At 71.5% G+C, this 22,024-nt stretch carries 22 protein-coding genes, 1 tRNA gene and 1 pseudogene; 10 read left to right on the top strand and 14 right to left on the bottom strand.

The window, feature by feature from the left end; translation table 11 throughout:
* The first annotated feature begins 149 nt into the window (after positions 1-149).
* Positions 150-2,231 (top strand): prolyl oligopeptidase family serine peptidase, encoded by a 2,082-nt coding sequence (locus DI005_RS34000; RefSeq protein ID WP_113644814.1) that lies wholly within the window; start codon positions 150-152, stop codon positions 2,229-2,231.
* Positions 2,228-3,178, top strand: coding sequence for an LLM class F420-dependent oxidoreductase (locus DI005_RS33995; RefSeq protein WP_112266893.1), 951 nt, complete (start codon positions 2,228-2,230; stop codon positions 3,176-3,178). Before DI005_RS34000 ends, DI005_RS33995 begins: the two co-directional genes overlap by 4 nt.
* Here the strand turns inward: DI005_RS33995 and crcB are convergent.
* From crcB to DI005_RS33980, 3 genes are read right to left on the bottom strand one after another with little or no spacing between them, the layout of a single operon-like run.
* A complete protein-coding gene (gene crcB / locus DI005_RS33990) occupies positions 3,175-3,549 on the bottom strand; it encodes a fluoride efflux transporter CrcB (RefSeq protein WP_112268222.1) in 375 nt (124 codons plus the stop codon). The genes DI005_RS33995 and crcB overlap by 4 nt on opposite strands.
* A 46-nt stretch (positions 3,550-3,595) precedes the next feature.
* On the bottom strand, positions 3,596-3,736 hold the full coding sequence (locus DI005_RS33985; protein WP_112266891.1) for a DUF190 domain-containing protein: 141 nt from the start codon (positions 3,734-3,736) through the stop codon (positions 3,596-3,598).
* Positions 3,736-4,179 carry a CrcB family protein gene (locus tag DI005_RS33980; RefSeq protein ID WP_112266889.1) on the bottom strand — a complete coding sequence of 148 codons (444 nt, stop codon included), beginning with the start codon at positions 4,177-4,179 and terminating at the stop codon, positions 3,736-3,738. The genes DI005_RS33985 and DI005_RS33980 overlap by 1 nt, the downstream gene beginning before the upstream one ends.
* 43 nt (positions 4,180-4,222) lie before the next feature.
* Here DI005_RS33980 and DI005_RS33975 point away from each other — a divergent pair, with 43 nt between their 5' ends.
* On the top strand, positions 4,223-6,166 hold the full coding sequence (locus tag DI005_RS33975; RefSeq protein ID WP_113644813.1) for an aconitate hydratase: 1,944 nt from the start codon (positions 4,223-4,225) through the stop codon (positions 6,164-6,166).
* Here the strand turns inward: DI005_RS33975 and DI005_RS33970 are convergent.
* Positions 6,112-7,119, bottom strand: a complete 1,008-nt coding sequence (locus DI005_RS33970; RefSeq protein ID WP_113644812.1) for a GlxA family transcriptional regulator — start codon at positions 7,117-7,119, stop codon at positions 6,112-6,114. The genes DI005_RS33975 and DI005_RS33970 overlap by 55 nt on opposite strands.
* Positions 7,120-7,216: 97 nt before the next feature.
* Between DI005_RS33970 and DI005_RS33965 the strand changes: the two genes are divergently transcribed.
* From DI005_RS33965 to DI005_RS33955, 4 genes are all read left to right on the top strand, one after another.
* The gene (locus tag DI005_RS33965; RefSeq protein ID WP_113644811.1) at positions 7,217-7,909 is read left to right on the top strand and encodes a DJ-1/PfpI family protein; all 693 of its coding nucleotides are present in this window, start codon (positions 7,217-7,219) and stop codon (positions 7,907-7,909) included.
* On the top strand, positions 7,906-8,076 hold the full coding sequence (locus tag DI005_RS38395; protein WP_158559946.1) for a hypothetical protein: 171 nt from the start codon (positions 7,906-7,908) through the stop codon (positions 8,074-8,076). The genes DI005_RS33965 and DI005_RS38395 overlap by 4 nt, the downstream gene beginning before the upstream one ends.
* A gap of 57 nt (positions 8,077-8,133) precedes the next feature.
* Positions 8,134-8,207, top strand: a tRNA-Pro gene (locus DI005_RS33960).
* A 360-nt stretch (positions 8,208-8,567) separates the two neighbouring features.
* Positions 8,568-8,786 (top strand): hypothetical protein, encoded by a 219-nt coding sequence (locus DI005_RS33955; RefSeq protein WP_147263930.1) that lies wholly within the window; start codon positions 8,568-8,570, stop codon positions 8,784-8,786.
* Between the two features lie 41 nt (positions 8,787-8,827).
* Here the strand turns inward: DI005_RS33955 and DI005_RS33950 are convergent, their stop codons facing one another.
* From DI005_RS33950 to DI005_RS33935, 4 genes are read right to left on the bottom strand one after another with little or no spacing between them, the layout of a single operon-like run.
* Complete coding sequence (locus DI005_RS33950) at positions 8,828-10,159, bottom strand: acetyl/propionyl/methylcrotonyl-CoA carboxylase subunit alpha (protein WP_199543454.1); 1,332 nt, start codon at positions 10,157-10,159, stop codon at positions 8,828-8,830.
* Positions 10,156-10,395 (bottom strand): acetyl-CoA carboxylase, encoded by a 240-nt coding sequence (locus DI005_RS33945; protein WP_113644809.1) that lies wholly within the window; start codon positions 10,393-10,395, stop codon positions 10,156-10,158. The genes DI005_RS33950 and DI005_RS33945 overlap by 4 nt, the downstream gene beginning before the upstream one ends.
* A gap of 4 nt (positions 10,396-10,399) precedes the next feature.
* Positions 10,400-11,383, bottom strand: coding sequence for a biotin-dependent carboxyltransferase family protein (locus DI005_RS33940; RefSeq protein ID WP_113644808.1), 984 nt, complete (start codon positions 11,381-11,383; stop codon positions 10,400-10,402).
* Positions 11,380-12,282, bottom strand: coding sequence for an allophanate hydrolase subunit 1 (locus DI005_RS33935; protein WP_113644807.1), 903 nt, complete (start codon positions 12,280-12,282; stop codon positions 11,380-11,382). The genes DI005_RS33940 and DI005_RS33935 overlap by 4 nt, the downstream gene beginning before the upstream one ends.
* 150 nt (positions 12,283-12,432) lie before the next feature.
* On the opposite strand from DI005_RS33935, the gene DI005_RS33930 reads away from it, so the two are divergent.
* The gene (locus DI005_RS33930) at positions 12,433-13,206 is read left to right on the top strand and encodes a LamB/YcsF family protein (protein WP_113644806.1); all 774 of its coding nucleotides are present in this window, start codon (positions 12,433-12,435) and stop codon (positions 13,204-13,206) included.
* A 40-nt stretch (positions 13,207-13,246) separates the two neighbouring features.
* Here DI005_RS33930 and DI005_RS33925 read toward each other — a convergent pair whose 3' ends face one another.
* The 3 genes from DI005_RS33925 to DI005_RS33915 are packed head-to-tail and all read right to left on the bottom strand — an operon-like array spanning position 13,247 to position 16,286.
* A complete protein-coding gene (locus DI005_RS33925; protein WP_113644805.1) occupies positions 13,247-14,224 on the bottom strand; it encodes a biotin-dependent carboxyltransferase family protein in 978 nt (325 codons plus the stop codon).
* Positions 14,221-15,117 carry an allophanate hydrolase subunit 1 gene (locus DI005_RS33920; RefSeq protein WP_113644804.1) on the bottom strand — a complete coding sequence of 299 codons (897 nt, stop codon included), beginning with the start codon at positions 15,115-15,117 and terminating at the stop codon, positions 14,221-14,223. The genes DI005_RS33925 and DI005_RS33920 overlap by 4 nt, the downstream gene beginning before the upstream one ends.
* 2 nt (positions 15,118-15,119) lie before the next feature.
* Positions 15,120-16,286 (bottom strand): CdaR family transcriptional regulator, encoded by a 1,167-nt coding sequence (locus DI005_RS33915; protein ID WP_158559945.1) that lies wholly within the window; start codon positions 16,284-16,286, stop codon positions 15,120-15,122.
* Positions 16,287-16,460: 174 nt separating this feature from the next.
* Here DI005_RS33915 and DI005_RS39825 point away from each other — a divergent pair.
* Positions 16,461-16,775 (top strand): annotated as a pseudogene (locus tag DI005_RS39825) (FAD binding domain-containing protein); the annotation flags it as partial.
* Between the two features lie 179 nt (positions 16,776-16,954).
* Positions 16,955-17,473, top strand: a complete 519-nt coding sequence (locus DI005_RS38785; RefSeq protein ID WP_199543452.1) for an FAD binding domain-containing protein — start codon at positions 16,955-16,957, stop codon at positions 17,471-17,473.
* A gap of 150 nt (positions 17,474-17,623) precedes the next feature.
* Here DI005_RS38785 and DI005_RS33905 read toward each other — a convergent pair whose 3' ends face one another.
* The 3 genes from DI005_RS33905 to DI005_RS33895 form a co-directional block, all read right to left on the bottom strand.
* The gene (locus DI005_RS33905; protein WP_113644802.1) at positions 17,624-18,433 is read right to left on the bottom strand and encodes an alpha/beta fold hydrolase; all 810 of its coding nucleotides are present in this window, start codon (positions 18,431-18,433) and stop codon (positions 17,624-17,626) included.
* 134 nt (positions 18,434-18,567) lie between these two features.
* Complete coding sequence (locus DI005_RS33900; protein WP_112268358.1) at positions 18,568-19,959, bottom strand: FAD-binding oxidoreductase; 1,392 nt, start codon at positions 19,957-19,959, stop codon at positions 18,568-18,570.
* An 85-nt stretch (positions 19,960-20,044) separates the two neighbouring features.
* On the bottom strand, positions 20,045-21,667 hold the full coding sequence (locus tag DI005_RS33895) for a helix-turn-helix transcriptional regulator (protein ID WP_113644801.1): 1,623 nt from the start codon (positions 21,665-21,667) through the stop codon (positions 20,045-20,047).
* Positions 21,668-22,024 lie beyond the last annotated feature (357 nt).

Genomic DNA, 22,024 nt, shown 5'->3' with positions numbered 1-22,024 from the left:
AGATTAGGTCGAACTCGCCGGTGACATCAGCCGCGAACTCGTCTCACGATGTTCGGTTCGTTGCGCATATCGGCGCTGAGACACGCGAATCGTTGCACCGCGTGCCGGTGTTGGCGCGACCGCGACCCCTTCTGCAAGAGTGGGGTCTCGTGACGGACGATCTCTCCTTCCTGCGCACGCAGGCGCGGACGCAGCGGTTCACCCTTGGCGCGCCGAAGGAGTTCCGGGTCTCCCCGGACGGCTCCCGGCTGCTGTACCTGCGCGCCGAGTCCGGCGTCGACCGGCGCAACAGCCTCTGGCAGCTCGATCTGCGCTCGGCCGCCGAGACCAAGATCGTCGACGCGGCCGAACTGCTGCCCGGCGAGGAGGATCTGCCGCCCGAGGAGCGCGCGCGGCGGGAGCGGGCGCGCGAGACCTCCGGTGGCGTCGTCGGCTATGCGACCGACGCGGCGTTCACCGTCGTCGCCTTCTCGCTCTCCGGCAAGCTCTACACCGCCGACCTGCGCACGGGCGAGACCAGGGTGCTCGTCGACGGCGCCGTCGTCGACCCCCGCCCCAACCCCGCCGGCACGCACGTCGCCTACGTCGCCGACCGGCGCCTGCGCGTCGTCGACCTTGTCACGGGTGACGACCGGCTCATGGTCGACGAGCCGGGCGAGGACATCGCGTGGGGTCTCGCGGAGTTCATCGCCGCCGAGGAGATGGGCCGGGTCCGCGGCTACTGGTGGTCCCCTGACGGGCGCTCTCTCCTCGTCCAGCGGACCGACCGCTCGGCCGTGCCCCGTTGGCACATCGCCGACCCGGTCCACCCGGACGTCCCGGTCAACACCGTCGCCTACCCGGCCGCGGGCACCACCAACGTCGACGTCTCCCTGTCGTTTTTGGGTCTCGACGGCAGCCGCGTCGACGTCGAGCGCGGTGACTGGGAGTACCTCGTCGCCGTGCACTGGTCGGCAGGCGGCGCGCCGCTGATCACCGTGCAGCCGAGGGACCAGAAACGCCTCGAGGTCTACGCCGTCGATCCTGGCGACGGCTCGACGAGCCTCGTGCACGCCGAGAGCGACCCGGACTGGGTGGAGATCGTCGCGGGCGTGCCGGCCTGGACCACCGACGGCAGGCTCGCGCACGTGAGTGCCGCCGACGGCGCCTACCGGCTGCTGCTCGACGGCAAGCCCGTGACCGGTCCGGGCCTGCAGGTGCGTTCGGTGCTCGACGTCGGCGACGAGGTGCTGTTCAGCGCCTCCGAGGACGACCCGACGCAGATCCACGTCTACCGCACGGAGAACGGCTCGGTCCGCCGGTTGTCCACGGTGGACGGTGTGCACATCGGCGCGGGCAACACCGAGATCACGGTGCTCTCGTCGTGGAGCCTCACGCACAGCGGTCCGGAGGTCTCGGTGTTGCGGGACGGCGAGCCGATCGCGAAGGTCGCCTCGTACACCGTCGATCCCGGCATCGAGCCCAACCTCACCTGGCTCACCGTGGGGGAGCGGGGCCTGCGCGCGGCGCTGTTGCTGCCCACGGGTTACCAGCAGGGGAGCGCCAAGCTGCCGGTGCTGCTCGATCCGTACGGCGGCCCGCACGCCCAGCGTGTGCTGCAGAGCCGCAACGCGTTCCTCACCTCGCAGTGGCTGGCCGACCAGGGCTTCGCCGTCCTCGTCGCCGACGGTCGGGGCACGCCGGGACGCGGGCCCGGGTGGGAGAAGGAGATCGCGGGCAGGCTCGCCGAGGTCACCCTCACCGACCAGGTCGACGCGCTGCGCGCCGTCGCGGCCGACCACCCCGACCTCGACCTCGGCCGGGTCGCCATCCGGGGCTGGTCCTACGGCGGCTACCTCTCCGCGCTCGCGGTGCTGCGCAGGCCGGACGTGTTCCACGCCGCGGTGGCGGGCGCCCCGGTGACCGACTGGTCGCTGTACGACACGCACTACACCGAGCGTTACCTCGGCCGTCCGCAGGACGAGCCCGATAGCTACGAACGCAACTCGCTGCTCGCCGACGCGCCGAACCTTCGCCGGGAGCTGCTCATCGTGCACGGCCTGGCCGACGACAACGTGTTCGTCGCGCACGCTCTGCGGCTGTCCGCGGAGCTGCTGGCCGCGGGCAGGGCGCACACGTTCCTGCCGCTGGCGGGCGCCACGCACATGACGCCGCAGGCCGAGGAGGTCGCGGAGAACCTGATGCTCACGCAGGTCGAATGGCTGAAGAAGGCACTGGAGGCCGCACGATGAACCGCTGGGGACTGACCATTCCGCTCACCGGGGTGCCGCTGCCGCAGCACCGCGAGCTGATCGAGCGGCTGCCCGGCCTCGGCTACACCGACGCGTGGTCGGCCGAGACGGCGGGCACGGACGCGTTCTCGCCGCTGCTGCTGGCCTCGCAATGGGCGCCGCGGCTGCGGCTGGGCACGGCGATCGTGCCCGTCTATACGCGCGGTCCCGGCGTGCTCGCGATGAGCGCGGCAACGCTCGCCGAGTGCGCGCCGGGCAAGTTCGTGCTCGGTATCGGCGCGTCGTCACCGGTGATCGTGGAGAACTGGAACGCGGGCGCGTTCACCGAGCCCTACGCCCGCACGCGCGACACCCTGCGGTTCCTGCGCGCGGCGCTGGCGGGGGAGAAGGTGACCGAGGAGTACCCGACGTTCTCGGTCAGCCGCTTCCGCCTCGAGCGCCCGGCCGACCCGGCGCCGCCGATCATGCTCGCCGCGCTGCGCCCCGGCATGCTGCGGCTGGCGGCGCGGGAGGCCGACGGCGCCATCACCAACTGGCTCGCGCCCACGGACGTGCCGAAGGTGCGCGCGGAGGTCGGTCCGGACCTGGAGCTGGTGGCGCGGATCTTCGTGTGCCCCACCGAGGACGCCGACGCCGCGCGCAAGCTCGGCCGCCTGCTCATCAGCAGCTACCTCACGGTGCCGGTGTACCGGGCCTTCCACGACTGGCTTGGCCGGGGTGAGGTGCTGGCGCCCATGCACGAGGCTTGGGCGGCCGGGGACCGCAAGAAGGCCAACGCGGTGATCCCCGACGAGGTGGTGGACGAGCTGATCGTGCACGGCAGCCCCGAGCGGTGCCGCGAGACCCTCAAGTCCTATGTGGACAACGGGCTCACCACGCCGGTGATCTCGCTGCTGCCCACCGGTGGTGATCCGCTGGAGCAGGTGGAGGCGCTGGCGCCCCGCTAACCCCACAGCGCGGTGCCGAGCACGAGCCCGGCCCCGGCCGCGCCGAACCCGGCGAGCACGGTGACCACCACGTTCGCGACGGCGTAGAGCCGGGCCCCCTCGGTGACCAGCCGCACGGTCTCGTAGCCGAAGGTGGAGAAGGTGGTGAGCGCCCCGCAGAGCCCGGTGCCCACGAGCGCCTGCACGGCGCCGGGTTCCCCGCCGGAGAGGGCCCAGCCCGCGAGCACGCCGAGCAGACCAGAGCCGGCGACGTTGACGGTGAGCGTGCCCCACGGGAACACGGAGTCGTTGGCGCGCTGCACCCGCCGGTCGGTGAGGTAGCGCAGCACGGCCCCGGCCGCGCCGCCCAGCATCACCCACAGGACGGTCATGGCGCCCGCCTGCCCGTGTAGCACAGCACCCCGGGCTCATCGAGTGTCACGAGCCCCTCACCGGCGCCCCGGCGAGGCCGGCCTCGCGCGCCCAGCGCACGATCTCGCGGTAGAGGGGCCGGAGGTGCCGCGTGTCCCCCTCGCCCAGGTACCCGGTGAGCCGCAGTGCGCGGCCGGACGGTCGCATCAGACCCCTCCCGCCTGTTTCTGCCGGACGGGCCCGCGCCGGCCCGCGCGCCGCAGGAGCCGCCGGGTCACCAGCATGCCCGCGACCACCGCGGCGAGCGAGCACACCACCGAGCCCGCCGCGTAGAGCAGGGCGATCCCGGGCTTGCCGTGTCGTACCGACTCCATGGCGTCGAGGACGTACGTCGAGAACGTGGTGAAGCCGCCAAGCAGTCCCACGCCGACGAAGGGCCGCAGCAGGCGGTGCGGTTGTGCGGTCCGTGTGAGCACGACCATGAGCACGCCGATGAGCAGGCAGCCCAGCACGTTGACCAGCAGGGTGGACACGGCGAACCCGCCCGGTGGGTGGGGCAGCGCGACGCCGAGCCCGTACCGGGCGAGGCTGCCGAGCGCGCCGCCCGCGGCGATCGCGAGCAGCACGTCGGCCCGGTGCGTGGCTGCCATCCCACCATGATTGCCGACGCGTTCCCGCGGGTAGCCCCGGCCCATGGGGAAGACCGTCGCGCAGCAGCTCATCGCCGATCATCTCGTGAGTGGCGATATGGTGCCGGGGGAGGAGATCGGGCTCCGGATCGACCAGACCCTGACCCAGGACGCCACCGGCACGCTCGTGATGCAGGAGCTGGAGGCGCTCGGCCTCGATCGCGTGCGCACCGAGGTGAGCGTGCAGTACGTCGACCACAACCTGCTGCAGGCCGACGAGAAGAACGCCGAGGATCACGCGTTCCTGCGCTCGGCGTGCCGGAAGTACGGGCTGTGGTTCTCCAAGCCGGGCAACGGTGTCTCCCACCCCACGCACATGCAGCGCTTCGGCGCGCCCGGTAAGAGCATGGTCGGTTCCGACTCGCACACGTGCGCCGCGGGCTCACTCGGGATGCTCGCGATGGGCGTCGGCGGGCTCGAGGCGGCCATGGCCATCGCCGGCGAGCCCGTGTACCTGCGGATGCCCGAGATCTGGGGTGTCCGCCTGACCGGTGAACTGCCGCCGTGGGTGTCGGCGAAGGACGTGGTGCTGGAGATGCTGCGCCGCCACGGGGTCAAGGGCGGGCTGAACCGGATCATCGAGTACCACGGCCCCGGGGTGGCGACGCTGTCGGCGATGGACCGGCACGTGATCGCCAACATGGGCGCCGAGCTCGGCGCGACGACGACGGTGTTCCCTTCCGACGACGCCGTGCGCGCGTTCCTGCGCGCCGAGGGCCGGGAGGGCGACTTCACCGAGCTCGTCGCCGATCCGGACGCCGACTACGACATCACCGACGAGATCGAGCTGTCCACTCTGGAGCCGCTGATCGCGCGACCGTCCTCACCGGACAACGTGGTGCCGGTGTCCCAGGTGGCGGGCACGGAGGTGGGCCAGGTCGTGATCGGCTCGTCGGCGAACCCGGGTCTGCGCGACTTCGCGATCGCCGCGCACCTGGTGCGGGGCAGGCAGACCGACGACGCCGTGAGCTTCGACGTCAACCCGTCGTCGCGGGAGATCTTCGCCGACCTCACCAAACGGGGTGACACGTTCGACCTGATCTCCGCGGGCGCGCGCATCCACCAGGCAGGCTGCCTCGGCTGCATCGGCATGGGCCAGGCACCGGCCGTCGGCCACAACTCGCTGCGTACGTTCCCCCGCAACTTCCCCGGCCGCTCGGGTACGCGCGAGGACGCCGTGTGGCTGTGCTCGCCGGAGACCGCGGCCGCCTCGGCCCTCACCGGGGTGATCACCGATCCGCGTGACCTGGCCGGCGAGCTGGGCCTGGAGTGGCCGGACCTGCGGCTGCCGGAGCACGCCTCGGTGAACACGGACATGCTGGTGCCGCCGCTGCCGCCCGAGCAGGCCGCGCGCGAGGAGCTCGTCAAGGGGCCCAACATCTCGGCGCTGCCGGACTTCCCGCCGCTGCCGGACAGCATCGAGGCGCCCGTGCTGCTGAAGGTGGGCGACAACGTGTCGACCGACGAGATCTCGCCCGCGGGCGCGAGAGCGCTGCCGTTCCGGTCCAATGTGCCCAAGCTGGCTGAGTTCACGTTCACGCAGATCGACGAGACCTACCCGGAGCGGGCCCGCCGGACCGACGGGCACGTGGTGGTCGGCGGCGACAACTACGGGCAGGGCTCGTCGCGGGAACACGCGGCGATCACGCCCCGGCACCTCGGGCTCAAGGCCGTGATCGCGAAGTCCTTCGCCCGGATCCACTGGCAGAACCTGGCGAACTTCGGGATCCTCGCGCTCGAGTTCCGCGACCCGGCCGACTACGACCGCGTCGAGCAGGGCGACACGCTCGTGCTTGCCGACCTGCGCGAGCAGCTGCCCGGCGGCCCCGAGCTGTCCGTGCGCAACGAGACGAAGGGCGAGAACTACGCGCTGCGCCACCGGCTCTCGGAGCGTCAGGTGGAGGCGGTGCTCGCGGGCGGGCGGATTCCGCTGCTGGCGCGGTCCTGACGGCGATGCGCGCGCCGGTAGGCCGACGGTGCCGCGTCGTAGTGGTCGAGGAACGCCTGCCGGAGCGTCTCGGTGGAGCCGAACCCGCACCGGCGGGTGACGGCCGAGAGCGGTAGCTCAGTGGTGGTCAGCAGTTGCGCGGCGGCCTCGGCGCGCGCGGCGCGGACGTAGCGGCTCGGCGAGGTCCCGAGGTGCTCGGCGAACAGGCGGGTGAGCTGGCGTTCGCTCACGCCGGCCGCCGCGGCCAGCGCCGGCGTGCTCAGGTCCCCGGCCAGCCCGGCGGCGATGTGCGTGGTCACCTGGTGCACCACCCGGTGTGCCGACGACGGCGCGGCCGTGAGGAACATGCTGACCTGCGCCTGGTTGCCGGGTCGCTGGAGGTACGTCACGAGGTGGCGGGCGACCTCGCGGGCGATGTCCGGCCCGTGGTCCTCTTCGACCAGGGCGAGCGCGAGATCGAGCGCGCTCGTGACGCCGGCCGAGGTGTAGACGTTGCCGTCCCGGATGAACAACGGAGCGGGATCGACGGTCACACCGGGGTAGCTGCCGGCGAAGCGGGACGCCCAGAACCAGTGGGTGGTCGCGCGCCGCCCGGTCAGCAGTCCCGCGGCCGCGAGCACCGTGGAGCCGGTGCAGACGGACGTGACCCTGCGGGTCGCTGCGGCCAGCCTGCGCAGGTGCGTGGTCAGGCGCACGTCGGCCGCGGCCGCCTCGTGCCCGAGGCCTCCCGCGACGACGAGTGTGTCGAGGGGACCGGAGAGCCGGTCGAGCCGCTCGTGCACCGCCAGCGTCAGGCCGGAGGTGCTGCGGACGGGTCTGCCGTCGATGCTGGCGAGGCGGATGTCGTAGCCGGGGGTGACCCCGAGCCGGTTCACCGCGTCGAAGACGTCCGAGGGGCAGGCGATGTCGAGCAGGGCCGCGTCCTCGTAGCCGATGATCACGACACGCCTCATGCGCTGGAGGCTAGCAGCACCTGGCCGGCGGACAGGGTTCGCAGAGATCCGGACATCGCCGCCCGCCGGGTGCGGTGCGGTCGCCACTGTGTCGGTCATGGAGACGAAGACGATCGCGTTCGTGCTGTACCCGGGTTTGACGCCGCTGGACCTGGTGGGGCCGCTGCAGGTGCTCTCCGTGTTGCCGGTGGTGCTGCCCGGCTACGAGGTGGCGGTGGTCGGGGAGACCCGCGAGCCGGTGGCCACGGACACGCCGGTGCGGCTCGCCCCGAGCCACACGTTCGCCGAGGTCCCCGACCCGGCGGTGGTCCTCGTGCCAGGTGGGTTGGCGCCGACGATGAAGGCGATGACGGACGAGACGCTGCTGTCGTACCTCCGGCGGGCGGCGGTGAACGCGGACGTGGTGGGCTCGGTGTGCACGGGCTCGCTGATTCTGGGTGCCGCGGGCCTGCTGGAAGGCCGCGAGGCGACCACGCACTGGGCGTTCCTGGAGCAGCTCGCCGCGCTGGACGCCAAACCGGTGCGGCGCCGGTGGGTGGAGGACGGCCGCGTGTTCACGGCGGCGGGCGTCTCGGCGGGGATCGACCTGGCGCTGCACCTCGTGCGCACGCTGGCGGGCGAGGATGTGGCGAGGCAGGTGCAGTTCGGCATCGAGTACGACCCGGAGCCGCCGTTCGGCCCGCTCGACTGGGCGGCCGCGCCGCACGAGTTCTGGGCGCCCCTGCGCCGCGCGGCGCTGGAGGAGGGCCTCGCCGGCAGCCCGGAGCTGTCGGCTCGCCTGCTCGGATGACCCGAGCGCGGGCCCGTGCAGGCCTGCTCGCGGGGCTGTCGGCGCCGCTCGTCACTACCGGGGACGGGTGGTGTGCGGTCGACGAGGACTTCAACCATGCTGAGCCGGCGGGCTCGCTCGGCTACCAGGTGGTCCTCTGCCGCTCAAGGAGGCCGCACCCGCTGTGAGGCGGGTGGAGGGGGCAAGGTAAAGTACTGCCATCGCCTTCGAGAGAAGGTGATGGCCGGGCTGTGGCGCAGTTTGGTAGCGCACTTGACTGGGGGTCAAGGGGTCGCAGGTTCAAATCCTGTCAGCCCGACGGTCGTCAGGAGCCCGCTGGCTCTGGGTGGAAGCCCAGGTCAGCGGGCTTTTTCGCGGGCTATTGGTGATCTGATCCGGTCGTCCTGATGCGGTGGAGTGCGACGAGGACGGTGTCCCGCTTGCGCCGGACCCGGATTTCGAGGACGGCCGCGGTTCTGTGGTCGACCGGCAACTTGATGGCAGATCAGGCCCGCGACGATGTCGGCGAACACGGTGGATGAACCGGTGAGCCGTGAGGATGAATGGGCCGTGTTCGTGGACTATCCGCGCATCACGTGGCAGCGCCGGGACACTGCTCTAAGACGTCCTGTTCTAGGACCTCGACATCCTGCTCTTGTTCGACCACGACCGTGATGGCGTGGAAGACCCGGACGCGGAGCAGAACCGCGAGATGGGCATGGGGGACGACCGCGCGGCAGCGTGGTCCGACCCGTTCGACAACATGACCGCCCGCGATGGGGCGTTATCCCAGCGACACCGTTTCGGCCGCGGAAGTGCCGTCGCGGCCGGAGCGGTGATCTGTGTCGACTGCCTTGACCGCGGCGCCGACCTCATCGACCGCGCGCTGCGCCGCTGACCGGTTTTGAGTGTTCAGGAGCTTGGAACCCGGCTCTTCACTCACACTCCCCGTTCCTCCAGCCAGCGCGTGTGCACCGGCCCCTCGCGCAACTCCGGGTCGGCCAGCAGCCGCGCGTGCAACCCTGCCGTGCTGCTCACACCCTCGATGCGCAGTTCGGCCAGCGCCTGGCGGGCTCGGGCGAACGCCTGCTCGCGGTCGGCGCCCCAGCAGATGAGCTTCGCGAGCATCGAGTCGTAGAACGGGCTGATCCTCTCGCCCGCAGCGAACCCGCTGTCCACGCGCACGCCCGGCCCGCCGGGCAGGTCGAATCGCTCCAGCTGCCCCGGCGTCGGCGCGAAGCCGTTGCCGGGGTCCTCGGCGTTGAGCCGGAGTTCCACCGCGGCGCCGTCGAGCACGATGCCGGACTGCGACACCGACAGCGGCTTGCCCTCGGCGATCCGCAACTGCTCCGCGACCAGATCCACGCCGGTGACGACCTCGGTGACCGGGTGCTCCACCTGGATGCGCGTGTTCATCTCCATGAAGTAGTACGCCTCGTCAGGCGCGAGCAGGAACTCGACCGTGCCCGCACCGCGGTACCCAACGTGACGGGCGAGCCGCACGGCGGCGTCGGCGATCTCCGTGCGCAGCGCCGGGTCCAGGCCGGGCGCGGGCGCCTCCTCGATGAGCTTCTGCCTGCGCCGCTGCACCGAGCAGTCGCGTTCGAAGACGTGCACCACGTTGCCGTGGCCGTCGGCGAGCACCTGCACCTCGATGTGCCGGGCCTCCGGCACCGTCCGCTCCAGGTAGACGGTGCCGTCGCCGAACGCCGCGGCCGCCTCCGCCTGCGCGGTCGCGAGGACGCCGGTCAGCTCGGCGGCGCTGGCCACGGGACGGATGCCGCGGCCACCACCGCCAGCGGAAGCCTTGACCAGCAACGGAAAGCCGATCTCCTCCGCGGCCCGCTCGGCGTCGGCGGCATCGGAGACCGGGTCGCTGCCCGGCACGATGGGCACCCCGGCTTCCTGCGCGGTCCGTCGCGCGACCGCCTTGTCGCCCATCTTCTCGATCACCTCGGGCGGCGGCCCGATGAACGTCAGGCCCGCGGCGGCGACGCGCCTGGCGAACTCGGCGTTCTCGGCGAGGAAGCCGTAGCCGGGGTGCACGGCGTCCGCGCCACTCGCCTTGGCGGCGGCCAGCACGGCGTCGACGTTGAGATACGACTTGGCGGCGGGCGAGGAGCCGATGTGCTCGGCGGCGTCGGCCAGTGCCACCCAGCGAGCGCCCGCGTCGGCGTCCGAGTACACGGCGACCGCCTCGGCCCCGGCCTCGTGGCACGCGCGGACGATCCGCAGCGCGATTTCACCCCGGTTGGCGATCAGCACCTTCACGCGCCGTCGACCTCCATGATGTCCTGGCCGATCGACACCTCGTCGCCGTCGGCGATGAGGAATTTGGTCACCGTGCCGGAGACTTCGGCCTTGACTTCGTTGAACGTCTTCATGACCTCGATCAGCGCGATGGTCTGGCCCTCGCTGACGTCACCGCCCTCGGCCACGTACGGCTCGGCCCCGGGGCTGGGACAGCGGTAGAACACGCCGGGCATGGTGGCCTTGATCGTCGCCATGTCGTCACTCCTTCAGTTCGTTGCTGATCCGGTCAAGACGTTCCCGTCGTTCGCGGCGCGCCGCCAGCGCCTGGTCGATGTCCACCGATACGAACGACACCTGATCGCCGGTCTTGGTCTGCGCGATCCGATCCCGGTCGGCGGAGATCACCGTGCCGATCGTGGCGTAGCCGCCGCCGGTGACCGCGTCGTTGAGCAGGACGATCGGCTCGTCCCCTCCCGGCACCTGGATGGAACCCACCGGGTAGCCGAGGTCCACCACGTTCGCCGGATCGCTGCCGGCGCCGAACGGCTGCTCGCGCTCCACGAAGTCGAGCGTGCCGCCGCGCAGGCGGTAACCGACGCGGTCGGCGTCCTTGGTGACCTTCCACGTGGTCTCCAGGAACGACCGCAGCGCGGCGTCGGTGAGTCGGTACGAGCACAGCCCCACCACTGTGCGCAGCTCGGCGACCTCGGGGAACGAGGGGCGCAAGGATTCGGAGACGCCCGAGCCGGGTTTCGGCGCGGCGCCCACGGGCCGCTCCCCGAGCGGCAGCCGGTCGCCGTCGGCGAGCTTGCGGCCCTCGAAGCCACCCAGTCCGGTGAGCATGTAGGTCGAGCGGGAGCCCAGGTAGTCGGGAACGCCGATGCCGCCGGACACGGCGACGTAGAGCCGCGCACCGCCGGTGATCATCGCGAACGACAGGACGTCACCGGCTTTCACGGGGATGGTCTCCCACGGCTTCACCGGCTCGCCGCCGAGCGTCACCGGCACGTCGGCGCCGGTGACGGCGACGAGCCGGTCGTCGGTGAACTCCAACTCCGGCCCGATGTAGGTGGCCTCGAGCGCGGCGGCGCCCTCCGGGTTGCCTACGAGCAGGTTTGCCGCGCGGTAGGAGAACTGGTCCATAGCGCCCGAGGGCGGCATGCCGATCTCGTAGTAACCGTCGCGGCCGGTGTCCTGGACGGTCGTGTAGAGCCCTCCCGTGCGGACGATCAGACCGCTCATCGGTAGAGCACCTCCAGCAGCTCGTTGTTGACGGCGTCGGGGTCGGCGAGGAAGTCGCCGGGCCGGAACTCGAACTCGCGGATGCGGTACCGGAACGTCTTCGCCTCGACCTCGCGCCGGACCTGGTCGAACTCGGCATGGTCGATCGCGCGGTATCGGACGATGTCGCCCGCCTTCGGGAAGACGATGCTCTCGGCGAAGTCGGGCAGGCTCTGCGACAGATCGAACACGGGTGCGGGCGCCATGCCAAACAGCTGGTAGCCGCCCGCGCCGCGCACCGGGTACACGACGGCGAAGGCACCGCCGTAGCCGAACGCGCGCTCGGGGGTATCGGTGCGGGGCCGGATGTACTTGGGTACCTCGATCTGCCGGTCTCTCGGCACGATCTGGTAGCAGAACGGCAGGCCCGGCACGAAACCGAGCATGGTCACGAGGTACGGCGCGCCGGAGAGCGCCTCGACGAGCTGGGGCACGCCGTCGAAGCCGTTGATCCGTGCCGCGTACTCGAGGTCGGTGGCCCCGGGGTCCTGATGCCGGTCGCGGAAGCGCAACAGTGCCTCGCGCGTCCACGGGTCGTCGTAGAGCACTGGCACGTCCACCACGCGGGTGGACAGCACCTGGTCGGCGGTCAGCACGGCCGCCGAAGCCTCCAGTGAGCGGAGCTCGTCGACCAGCTCGGCCGGGTGCAGGCGCTCCGGATCGACGCGGATCAGGTACGAAGCGTTGGAAGGGCAGATGTCGAGCACGCCGTCGAGCCGCCGTTCGCGCAGCGCCCCGGTGATCGTCATCGCCTTGAAGTTCGCCTCGAGGCTCATCGCCTGGTCGATCTCGACGAAGACGAACTCGTCGCCGCCGTATTCGTACCTCGCGGGCGGGAGCGCCAAGGTTGTCGCGGCCACGCCACCCTCCTCGTCTCGGCTGTCACGGTTGCGACCACTTTCTCCGGGTCGCGGCGCGTCAGCTATTGGCCCGACGGGACAGCTCGGGCGCCGCTCGTTGTCCAAACCGATGAATTGCCGCCGCGGCGGCCCGCCCAGCAGTGTGGAGGCATGAAGACCCTGATCGACCTGAACGCCGACGCCGGCGAGAGTTTCGGACGCTGGCGGCTGGGCCACGACGAGGCACTTCTGCCGCTGGTCAGCTCCGTGAACGTCGCGTGCGGCTGGCACGCGGGCGACCCGGCGACGATGCGCCGTTCGGTCGAGCTGGCGAAGACGAGCGGCACGGCGCTCGGCGCGCACCCCGGCTTGCCTGATCTCGCGGGGTTCGGGCGCAGGGCGCTCGCGCTGTCGCCGCGTGAGGCCGCCGACGCGTGCCTTTACCAGTACGGCGCGCTGCGCGGCTTCGCGGACGCGCTCGGCGTCGGCATCACGCACGTCAAGCCGCATGGCGCGTTCTACGGGCTCACCATGCGCGACCCGGCCGTCGCCGACGCCGTCGCCGACGCGGTCGCCTCCGTGTCGAAGGATCTCGTCGTAGTGCTGCTGGCTGGGCCGACCGCCGACCGGATCGCCGCGCGCGGCCTGCGGGTGGCCAGGGAGGCGTTCGCCGACCTCGAGTACGACGAGAACGGCGACATCATCATCGAACCGGACCCGCGGCCGAAGGACCCGAGGGCGTGTGCGGAGCAAGCGGTGGCGATCCTCGGTGGGATGGTGCGCACGACCGCGGGCACCCGGATCGGCGTGGATGCCGACACCATCTGCGTGCACGGCGACCGGCCGAACGCGGTCGAGATCGCTACCGCCATCAGGGAGCGCTTCGCGGACGAGGGCGTCACCATCGCCCCGATGCACGACGTTCTGTCAGCTCACCAGTCCTGAGTGAAGAACCGGGTCCGGTCCGCTCGACAGTCTGACCCCGTCACAGTGTTTCCAGGTGCCGGGGGTCCAGCGGGTACTCCACGTGCGCGGCGAGCGACCGCGCCTCGTCCGGACCGACTTCGCGGAAGCGCACGGTGTCCTGCCCCGGCCGCAGCTGCCCGACCTTCCACAGCGCGGCCTGTACGATCGTGGCGACCACGGTGAAGCCGCCGGATGTCGCGCCGTCCGGGCCGAGGATCGTCGGCACGTCGCCGTTGACGATCACGCCGCCCACCGGGTAGCTGCCGTCGAGCACGTTGGACGGATGATCGCCCGCGACCCCGCCGTCCGGCCTGGCCCAGCGGAAACGGTGGGAGTTCAGCAGCACGGCGAGCCGGTCGGAGTTGAGGTTCACCCGCCACGTCCGCGTCACCAGGTCCCGCCAGTCCTCGGCCGTGAGGAAGTCCGGGTCGGCGTGCGGGCCGCGCAGCACCTCCAGCTCCCAGTGCCGGTGGTAGGCCGGGCGCAGCGCCTGCGGCACGCGCAGCCGCTTGCCGGGTGTGGCGTCGCCGGTGGGCAGCAGGTCGCCGCGGATCAGGGCGCGCCCGTCGAGACCGCCGAGTGCGCCGGCCGTGTGCAGCGCCCGCGACCCGAGCACGTCGGGCACGCCGATACCGCCGGACACGGCGAGGTAGAGCCGGAAGCCGGGACCCTTCGCGGCGGTGCAGGTGAGCACGTCGCCCGGCCGCACCTCGACGGTCTCCCACCGGGGCACGGGCACGTTGTTGACCGTGGGGCCGCAGCCATCCGCCCCGCACAGCGCGACGAGGCCGTGGAAGTGGGCGCGCGCGGAGAACCGCCCGGCCGGGATCTCCAGCGCGGCGTGGCCGGGGTCGTTGCCCACGAGCACGTTGGCGAGGCGGAACGCGAGGTCGTCGGCGGGCCCTGAGGGAAAAATGCCCTTCGCCTGCAGGCCCACGCGACCGGGGTAGTCCTGCACCGTCGTGCACACGCCGGGGTCGAGTATCTCCAGCGTCATCGGTTTCCCCGCCACGCCACGTAGTCGGCGACGGAGAACGGGGCGTCCTCCACGCGGTAGCTGTAGGAGTCGTCGAGCACCTGCCTGCGGGCCCGGAGCAGGTCGTCCTCGTCGACGCGGGTGAACCGCACGCGGTCGCCGGCGCGAATCAGGAACGGGTCGTCGCGGAAGGCCCGGTTTCGGCCGAGCAGGTCGTAGATGGGCAGCGTGCGGCCGAACAGCTGGTAGCTGCCCGGCGAGTCGACGGGGTAGACGGCCACGCACGGGCCGCCGATGCCGACGGCGCCCTCCGGTGTCCAGGCCCTGGTCGGGTTGTACTTCGGCACGCTCAGGGTTGATCCGCTGAGCGGGAACAGGAACGGCAGGCCGGGCGCGAAGCCGGTGAACGCGGCCCACCATTCGGTGCCGAGGATCGCCTCGTACAGCTCCCCGGGTCCGCCGAGGCCGTTCTGCTCCACCACGTAGGCGATGTTGCTGCCGCCCTCGGTGTACGGAGCGTCGGCGCGAATCGTCGTGGCGTAGCGGTGCACGGCTTGCCTGGTCGCCGAGTCGTCGAACGCGATCGGCAGCTCGACGCGCCTGCCGGGCAGGGTGAGCGCGGAGACCTCGGGCTGGCGGTCGTGCACGACCTGCAGGTGCTCGACCACCGCGTCCCGGTCCGCTACGGCGGGATCGAACCGGATCAGAATGGATCGCAACCCTGGCGCCGCCTCGACGAACCCGGGCGGAGGATCGTCGGCCAGCCCGGTCAGCACGCCGACGGCGAAGAAGTTGAGCCGCAGATCGAGCTCGGCGTCGCCGTACTCGGCCAGCACATAGCGGTCACCAGCTTGCCGGTAGGTGACGGCGGGCCGTCCGCTCTGCTGGCGCACGGCGGCGATGACGGCGCTCATGATCAGGTCGCCTCTCGTAGGCGCAGCGCCAGCCACAGCTCGGCGCGCACGGTCGGGTCGTCGAGGTCGGCATCGAGCAGCTCGGTGATGCGCCGCAGCCGGTAGCGCAGGGTGTGCCGGTGGATCCCGAGCGCGGTGGCGGACGCGTCGACAAGGCCGTTGTTGCCGAGAAACACCCGTAGCGTCGAGATGAGGTCCAGTTTGGACCGGTTGGCGTGCTGGTCGAGCGGGTCGAGCAGCGCCGCGGCCCACCCCTGCGCACCGGGGTGGTCGAGCTGCGCCAGCAGGCCCGCGGTGGCGACGTCCTTGGCGAGCACGAGCCGGTCGGTGCCGCGCGTAGTGCCGAAGAAGACCGAGCGGGTGCGCCGGAACGCGTCGGGCACCTCGGCGAGTGTGCCACCCTCGCTGACCACGCCACGCGAGTGCGGCACGCGGTGCAGCACCTCCTCCAGGGCCTGCAGGTCGCCCTCGGCCACTGGCAGGAGCACGACGACGCTGTGCCGATCATAGCGGGCGACGAGCGCGCCGGTCTGGCCGAGCCCCTGGTGCCGTTCGGCGGCGCGGAGCAGGCCGGGCAGCTCGCCCGCGGCACAGCTGAGCCAGGCCACGCGCAGTGGCGCGCCGGGCAGGGGCACGCCGAGGATGTCGGCGGCGGACTCCGTGAGCTCAGGGTATCCCGCGGTGGCCAGCCTCAGCACCGCGAGGTTCGCAGCGCGTTGCCGTTCGACGGCCTGGAGCTGACGGGCCATGTCCAGTGCGAGCAGGCCGACGGCGCTGGCGAGCACCGAGTGGTCGGCGGGGCTCAGTGGCGCTCGTCTGCCCGCGGCGAGATACCCGGCGACGTCGCCGTCAGTGCCGATGGGCAGCACCGCCACCTGGTCGGTGCCGAAAGCGAGGGACGCGGCGTGCAGCGGGGAGCCACCGGCGAGCCGGTCGATGTCGAGTCGCAGGCTCGCGGCGTGTCTGCGGGCCTGCGACGGTGCGCTGTGCAGGGCGGTGCCGGTCTCGTCGAGAAGCAGCACCCAGCACTCGAGCGCGGACGCGAGCTCCGTGACCACGGCGCGGGGCCCGCCCGAGGAGAGCGCGGCGCCGATCAGCGAGCGCTGTGCCTCGAGCGCGCCGGACAGCGCATTCTCCAGCCACCGCACGGTCGGTTCTGTGGCACTCACGGCATCCTCCCGCCGTGCAGTGTCGCATTCCCGCCGACACCCCCGCGGGAAGCCACGGGCGACGCGCCGGACGACGGCTCGTAGCGGAAGGCGGCATGAACCCAGACGGCGGCGCCTGCTCGGGCAAAGATTCGGCATGACTGAGACCGGGGCCCGTGCTGACGCTCGATCCAGGTGACGCCGCACGGGAGATCGGCTCAGTCGGCAGGTCCGTGTTGTACGCGCGAGCGCGGGTCGTCGCGCGGACGGGCTCGACGCCGCAGCGGGGGCGCGAGACTGCTCGGCGGCGGAACCAATCTCGTCGACCTGCCGCGGGTGGGCATCGGGAATCCGCCGATGCTAGTCGATCTCACTCGTGCGGGCTTGACCGAGATCGAGCTCCGGGACGGCCTTGCTCCGGTCGGCGGAGCCGTCTGCAACACCGACCTCGCGTCCGATGACCTGGTGCGCCGCGGGTTCCCGCTGATCAGCAAGGCCGCGGTCGGAGCCTCGGGGCAGCTTCGCAACATGGCCACCGTCGGTGCCAACCTCATGCAACGCACCCGGTGTTCGTACTTCTACGACTTCGAAACGCCTGCAACAGAAGAGATCCCGGCTCCGGCTGCGACGCGCGTACCCGGATTCCCTCGGATGGGGCGGTCCTCGGCGCCGGCGAGCACTGTCTCGCTGTGCACACTTCCGACCTCTGCGTCGCGCTCGCCGCGACCGGCGCGTCGGTGGAGCTCACCGGTCCTGACCGCGGTCGCGTCGTCTCGGTCACCGAGTTCTACCGGGAACCCGGCGACACCCCGCACGTCGAGAATGTCGTTCGCGGTAAGGAAGTCATCACCGCCGTCGAGGTGCCTGCGCTCCCGGAGGGCGCGCGGTCGACGTACCGGAAGGTGCGTGACCGCGCGTCGTACACGTTCGCGCTGGTGTCGGTGGCCGCGGCGCTGATCGTGGAGGACGGCAGGCTCAGGGATGCGCGCCTCGCGTCGGGCCGCATCGCCACCATTCCGTGGCGTGCCCGCGCCGAACGGATTCTGACCGGCGCGCCACCCACATCGGACACTTTCCGGGAGGCCATCGCGGCTGAGCTCGAACCCCCGATCAGGACATCCGACACCCGGTTCAAGATCGGCCTGAACGTGCGGACCGGCCGCCGTCGCCGTCTTGTCCGGCCTGGCGCAGGAGCGATCCAGCGATGACGATCACCCGCGAACACCCCGTGCTCGGCCACTTCTCCGCCGTGGCTGCGAGTGGGGCTCTGACCTTGACCGGGGTCGACCTCAGCTGCGATCCGCCGGCGCCCAAAGGATGCCTGCGCGCTGGCGACCACGACCCCGGCCACACCCGGCTCAGTTTCCTGATTCGACGTCCTGCCAGAAGGCGTCGACGCGGGAGTTCCATTCCTCAGGTACTTCTTGGAAGGGCTGGTGGGACTCCTCCTCCATGACCTCGAACACCGCGCCGGGAATCAAGTCGGCCACCGCCCGGCAGAGCTGCGGACGTGCGGTCGTGTCGCGGCCACCGGCCAGGACGAGCGTCGGTGCGGCAATCTGCGGCAGGCGGTCCGTCGTGTCGTGGTCGATGAAGGCATCGAGGAACAGCTGCACGTCCTCCGCCGACTGCTTGTGGGGAAAGGCGAGTACCTCCTCGATGAACTTGTCGACGGTTCCGTTGTTGTGAGCGCGCGCTGTGTAGATGTCGAGATAGAAGCCCTCGAGAAACGCGCGCTCGCTCGGGGCGACTTCCACGAGCCAGCGCACGAACCGTGCCCACGAACGCAGGTACGGGTCCATCACCGGCCACGTGCTCTGCAGGACAAGGCTCCGAACGAGCTCACCGTGGCGAAGCGCCAGCTCCTGGGCGATAATGCTGCCGCCCGAGAAACCCGCTACGTGCGCGGAGGCGACCCCGGTGGCCCGCAGGACATCGGCTGCGTCATCCGCCATCACCTCCACCGACACAGGTCCGTCGGGCATGGCCGTCCGGCCCGCTCCCCGGTTGTCGAAGGCGATCAGGTGGTAGCGGTCCGCCAGCCCATCGAGCTGGAACTGCCACGACTCGACCGTGTCGCCCAGGCCGCCAATGAGGAGGACGTCAGGTCCCCGGCCCACCTCCTCGGTCCAGATCTCGAGTTCACCGGTGCGAACATGCTTACCCATGGCTACACTCCCTTTCTTCCTGCGACCTCGAGAACGAGAGCCGCGTGGTCATCTGCATTCATCAATCGATCCTTTCTTTCGCTCCTGCCGGTCGCGGTCGGCGGCCGCATGAGCTGAGCGGGACCCGCAATGGCTCAGCGCGCCCCGTTCGCGTCGATGGTCTGGTGGGTACGGAAGACGTGGTGCGGGTCCCACCGGGCTTTCACGGCAGCCAGGCGGCCGGCGCACGTGCCGAACGCCGTGCGCATGCGGTCACGTCCTTCATCGCCGAGGAAGTTCGGGTAGGCGGCGCCGGTCGACCAGGGCCGCATGTCGGCGCGGCACGCGCGGGCGAGCGTGCGGTAACGCTCGTCGTCGGAGGGATTTTCCCACAGCAGCAACGGGTGGACGATGAAGCGCGCGTCGCGGCCGACGAGCGGCGAGTGTTCCGCGCCGACGCGGCTGACCGCGCCACCCCAGGCCACGATGAAGAGTTGCGACGGGCCGGCGGGCAGCTGCGTCGCACGCCGGACGAGCGTATCGATCGCCTCGTCGGGCAGATCGACCACGTTCTCGGCCGTCCAGTAGTTGCGGTAGCCCGGCGGGTCGTCGACCGAGCACTGGAGATCGGCGTAACCGGTGGGGCCGAAGAAGTCGGCGTCGGGGCCGAGCGCCCGGATGGGAGTCAGCGCACGCGCGCCAGCGCCGACGGTACCGGCCCACATGCCGAGGATCGCGACCGCCGGGCGACCGCGTAGCCGTGCCGGTACCTCGTCGTCCTCGGGTGCGGTGATGAAGGCGCACGCGAGTGAAAGCTCGTCGGGGGCGCCGTTCATCACGTCCCGGAAGGTGCGCAGCACTTCGGGCCCCCGGGCCGCGTCGAACAGGGCCACCCCACCCCAGACCTCGGGCCCGACCGGATGCAGCGCGAACTCCAATGCCGTGACGACGCCGAAGCTCCCGCCTCCCCCGCGCAACGCCCACAGCAGCTCGGAGTTCTCGTCGGTGGACGCGCGGACGATCCGGCCGTCGGTGCTGACCAACTCGGCGGCGACCAGGTTGTCGCACGCCAAGCCGTGCTTGCGCTCGAGCCAGCCGGAGCCGCCGCCGAGCGTCAGGCCGGCCACCCCGGTCGTCGACACGCGCCCGCCGGTTGTCGCGAGACCGTGGGTCTGCGTGGCGCGGTCCACGTCGGCCCAGATGGCGCCGCCGCCGACTCGCGCGAGACGCCGGTCCGGGTCGACCTCGATGTCGGCGATGCCGCGCACATCGAGCACCAGGCCGTCGTCGCACAACGACAGGCCGGCGACGGAGTGCCCGCCCGCGCGCACTGCGATCGGCAGCTCATGGTGGCGACCGAAGGCCAGCGCGGCCACCACGTCCTCCACGACGACGCACTCCGCCACGAGTCGCGGCCGCCGTTCGATCATGGTGTTGAACAGAGTGCAGGTGTCCTCGTAGCAGGGGTCGCCGGGCTCGTGCACGCCACCATTGAGGCGGAAACGGAGTTCGTCGACGTCGGCTGTGAAGCTGGTCGTTTTCGTCATGGGGCCAGCATCGCCGGGGATGCGGGCCCGCGACTTCACCCGAACCGGCCACCCCGCGAGATGGCCGGATAGGGCCAGCCGCGGATCAGAGCAAGCCCTCGCGCGTGGCCGATGCCACCGCCGCCGCCCGGGAGGGCACCCCCAGCTTCGTCCGGATGTTCGCGATGTGGCGGTGCACGGTGTGCGTGCTAAGGAACAGCCGCTGCGCGATCTGGGCATCGTTGTGTCCCTTCGCCACGAGCCGCAGGATGTCGACCTCACGCGGGCTCAGCTCACCGGTCTTCGCCGAGCGCCGCAGCCCGGTTGCCCCGAGCAGCGCGAACGTCTCGCGCGCGGCAGCGGCCTCCGCCTCGGCCCGCGCGGGACGGCCGAGGGCAGCCAGCGCCTCCGCCAGGACAACTCGGGCCTGCGCCGCTTCGTAGGGCGCCGAGCAGGCGGTGAACAGGTCGGCGGCGTCCTCGGCGGCCCGCCGAGCGCCGTCGTGGTCGCCGGCCGACAGCAGGACGTGCGCCCGGACCAGCCGACCGCGGCCACGCATGTACGGCGTCGCGAGCCGAGCGGCCTCTTGCTCCACCTGGTCGGCCGCGGCGGCCGCGCCGTCACCGTCGCCCGCCGCGGCGCGCGCCCGCGCGAGGAGTTCGAGCGCGGGCAGGCGGTCGAGGACGCTCGCATCGCCCAGCCGCCGCAGGACGCGATCGGCCGCGTCCGCGGCCGCCGTCGCATCGCCACCGGCCAGCTCCAGCTCACCAAACGCGACGATGGCCTGCGGCAGCGGAAGCGCCGCTTCGAACAAAGCCCGCGCCTCGGTGAGATGGCCCTGCCGCACACGCAGCCTGCCGAGCCGGACCGCGGTCGGCGCCGCCAGCGCGGGCCGGGTCGTGCGCAGATCCTCCATCGCGTCGAGTAGCTCCTGCTCGGCCGAGTGCCAATCGCCGCCGGTCGCGAGCACCTCGCCGTAGGCGGTGCGGCAGACACCGAAGAAGTGCCGGGCCCGCCAGGTCGCCGACCACGTGTGCAGGGCTCGGCACCACTGCGCGGCGCGCCTGAAATCGCCGACCCCGGCGCACGCGGAAACCGTGTGGCACAACGCCCAGCCCGGGGCTGCGGTCTCGGAGAAATCCTCGCCGACGGCCAGTGCCGCCGACTCGTCGAGCAGGCCCAAGCCCTCTTCGACCGACCCGGAAGCGATCAGAGCGCTGCCGAGGACCGCGAGCGCGACCACCTCGACACCGGCATCCGCGATGCCCCGTGCAAGATCGAGCGCCTCACTCGCGAGCCGCTGGGCGGTCGCCAGGTCGCCCTGCGCAAGGTACGCGATGTCCGCCTCGAGCACGGTGAGAAAGCCCCATTCGGCGCACGGTCCGTGATCGCGCAGGAGCGCTCTGCCGCGCCGCAGCCACGCGGAGGCGACCGCGTCGTCGCCGCGGAAATCGAGGTGATCCGAGGCCAGCCACGTCGCCATCCGCGCCGCCCCGCACGCGTCGCCTGCCGCCCGGTAGGCGCGGTAGGCGCGTTCGCGCGCGGACAACGTGGCTTCCTGGTCGCCCAGCCACCAGACTGCCTGGCTGAAGCCCTCCCATGCTTCCGCCGCGCCTCCTGCGGCAGCCGCCTCTTCGAACAGTGCCCGCGCCTCGGACCAGGCCGCGCGTGCCAGTGCCGCCCGCCCCGCGGCCAGCGGCTCCGCCTGCCCTGTCACTGTGGCACTCATCCGTCACTCCGCATCGCGCCGGACACAAGAACCAAGTCCGCCTCGCCGAGCATGACGCAGACCGTCTCCCACGCAGCCTACGAGCCTAATCCAGTCGGACGGGCGAACGTCGTCCTCGAGAATGCCGGGCCGACACGATCTCGCGGTGATCCTCCACACCGGCGGTAGCCGCTCGAGCACGGGAAGCTGCTGCGCAACGGCCGCGCCATGGGGGAGCGGATGCATGTACGGCCCGGCGACCGGATCTGGTTCGCCATGCCGCTGCTGGACGGTCCCGCTGGGTTGCAGTTGAGGGCGATCGCTTGACGCATGAGCCGTTGTGAACCTAATGTCATCCGACCATAGCTATGAGGCATA

This window comes from Prauserella sp. PE36, from assembly GCF_003311655.1.
GTDB classification, from domain to species: Bacteria; Actinomycetota; Actinomycetes; order Mycobacteriales; family Pseudonocardiaceae; genus Prauserella_A; species Prauserella_A endophytica.
This window is presented reverse-complemented; position numbering and strand designations above follow the sequence as displayed.

What these genes read in the sequence shown, in the direction of transcription:
- DI005_RS33995 (WP_112266893.1), top strand. Translation starts at nt 2,228, where the DNA reads ATGAACCGCTGGGGACTGACCATTCCGCTCACCGGGGTGCCGCTGCCG.
- crcB (WP_112268222.1), bottom strand. Translation starts at nt 3,549, where the DNA reads ATGACCGTCCTGTGGGTGATGCTGGGCGGCGCGGCCGGGGCCGTGCTG.
- DI005_RS33985 (WP_112266891.1), bottom strand. Translation starts at nt 3,736, where the DNA reads ATGCGACCGTCCGGCCGCGCACTGCGGCTCACCGGGTACCTGGGCGAG.
- DI005_RS33980 (WP_112266889.1), bottom strand. Translation starts at nt 4,179, where the DNA reads ATGGCAGCCACGCACCGGGCCGACGTGCTGCTCGCGATCGCCGCGGGC.
- DI005_RS33975 (WP_113644813.1), top strand. Translation starts at nt 4,223, where the DNA reads ATGGGGAAGACCGTCGCGCAGCAGCTCATCGCCGATCATCTCGTGAGT.
- DI005_RS33970 (WP_113644812.1), bottom strand. Translation starts at nt 7,119, where the DNA reads ATGAGGCGTGTCGTGATCATCGGCTACGAGGACGCGGCCCTGCTCGAC.
- DI005_RS33965 (WP_113644811.1), top strand. Translation starts at nt 7,217, where the DNA reads ATGGAGACGAAGACGATCGCGTTCGTGCTGTACCCGGGTTTGACGCCG.
- DI005_RS38395 (WP_158559946.1), top strand. Translation starts at nt 7,906, where the DNA reads ATGACCCGAGCGCGGGCCCGTGCAGGCCTGCTCGCGGGGCTGTCGGCG.
- DI005_RS33945 (WP_113644809.1), bottom strand. Translation starts at nt 10,395, where the DNA reads ATGGCGACGATCAAGGCCACCATGCCCGGCGTGTTCTACCGCTGTCCC.
- DI005_RS33940 (WP_113644808.1), bottom strand. Translation starts at nt 11,383, where the DNA reads ATGAGCGGTCTGATCGTCCGCACGGGAGGGCTCTACACGACCGTCCAG.
- DI005_RS33930 (WP_113644806.1), top strand. Translation starts at nt 12,433, where the DNA reads ATGAAGACCCTGATCGACCTGAACGCCGACGCCGGCGAGAGTTTCGGA.
- DI005_RS33925 (WP_113644805.1), bottom strand. Translation starts at nt 14,224, where the DNA reads ATGACGCTGGAGATACTCGACCCCGGCGTGTGCACGACGGTGCAGGAC.
- DI005_RS33920 (WP_113644804.1), bottom strand. Translation starts at nt 15,117, where the DNA reads ATGAGCGCCGTCATCGCCGCCGTGCGCCAGCAGAGCGGACGGCCCGCC.
- DI005_RS33905 (WP_113644802.1), bottom strand. Translation starts at nt 18,433, where the DNA reads ATGGGTAAGCATGTTCGCACCGGTGAACTCGAGATCTGGACCGAGGAG.
- DI005_RS33900 (WP_112268358.1), bottom strand. Translation starts at nt 19,959, where the DNA reads ATGACGAAAACGACCAGCTTCACAGCCGACGTCGACGAACTCCGTTTC.
- DI005_RS33895 (WP_113644801.1), bottom strand. Translation starts at nt 21,667, where the DNA reads ATGAGTGCCACAGTGACAGGGCAGGCGGAGCCGCTGGCCGCGGGGCGG.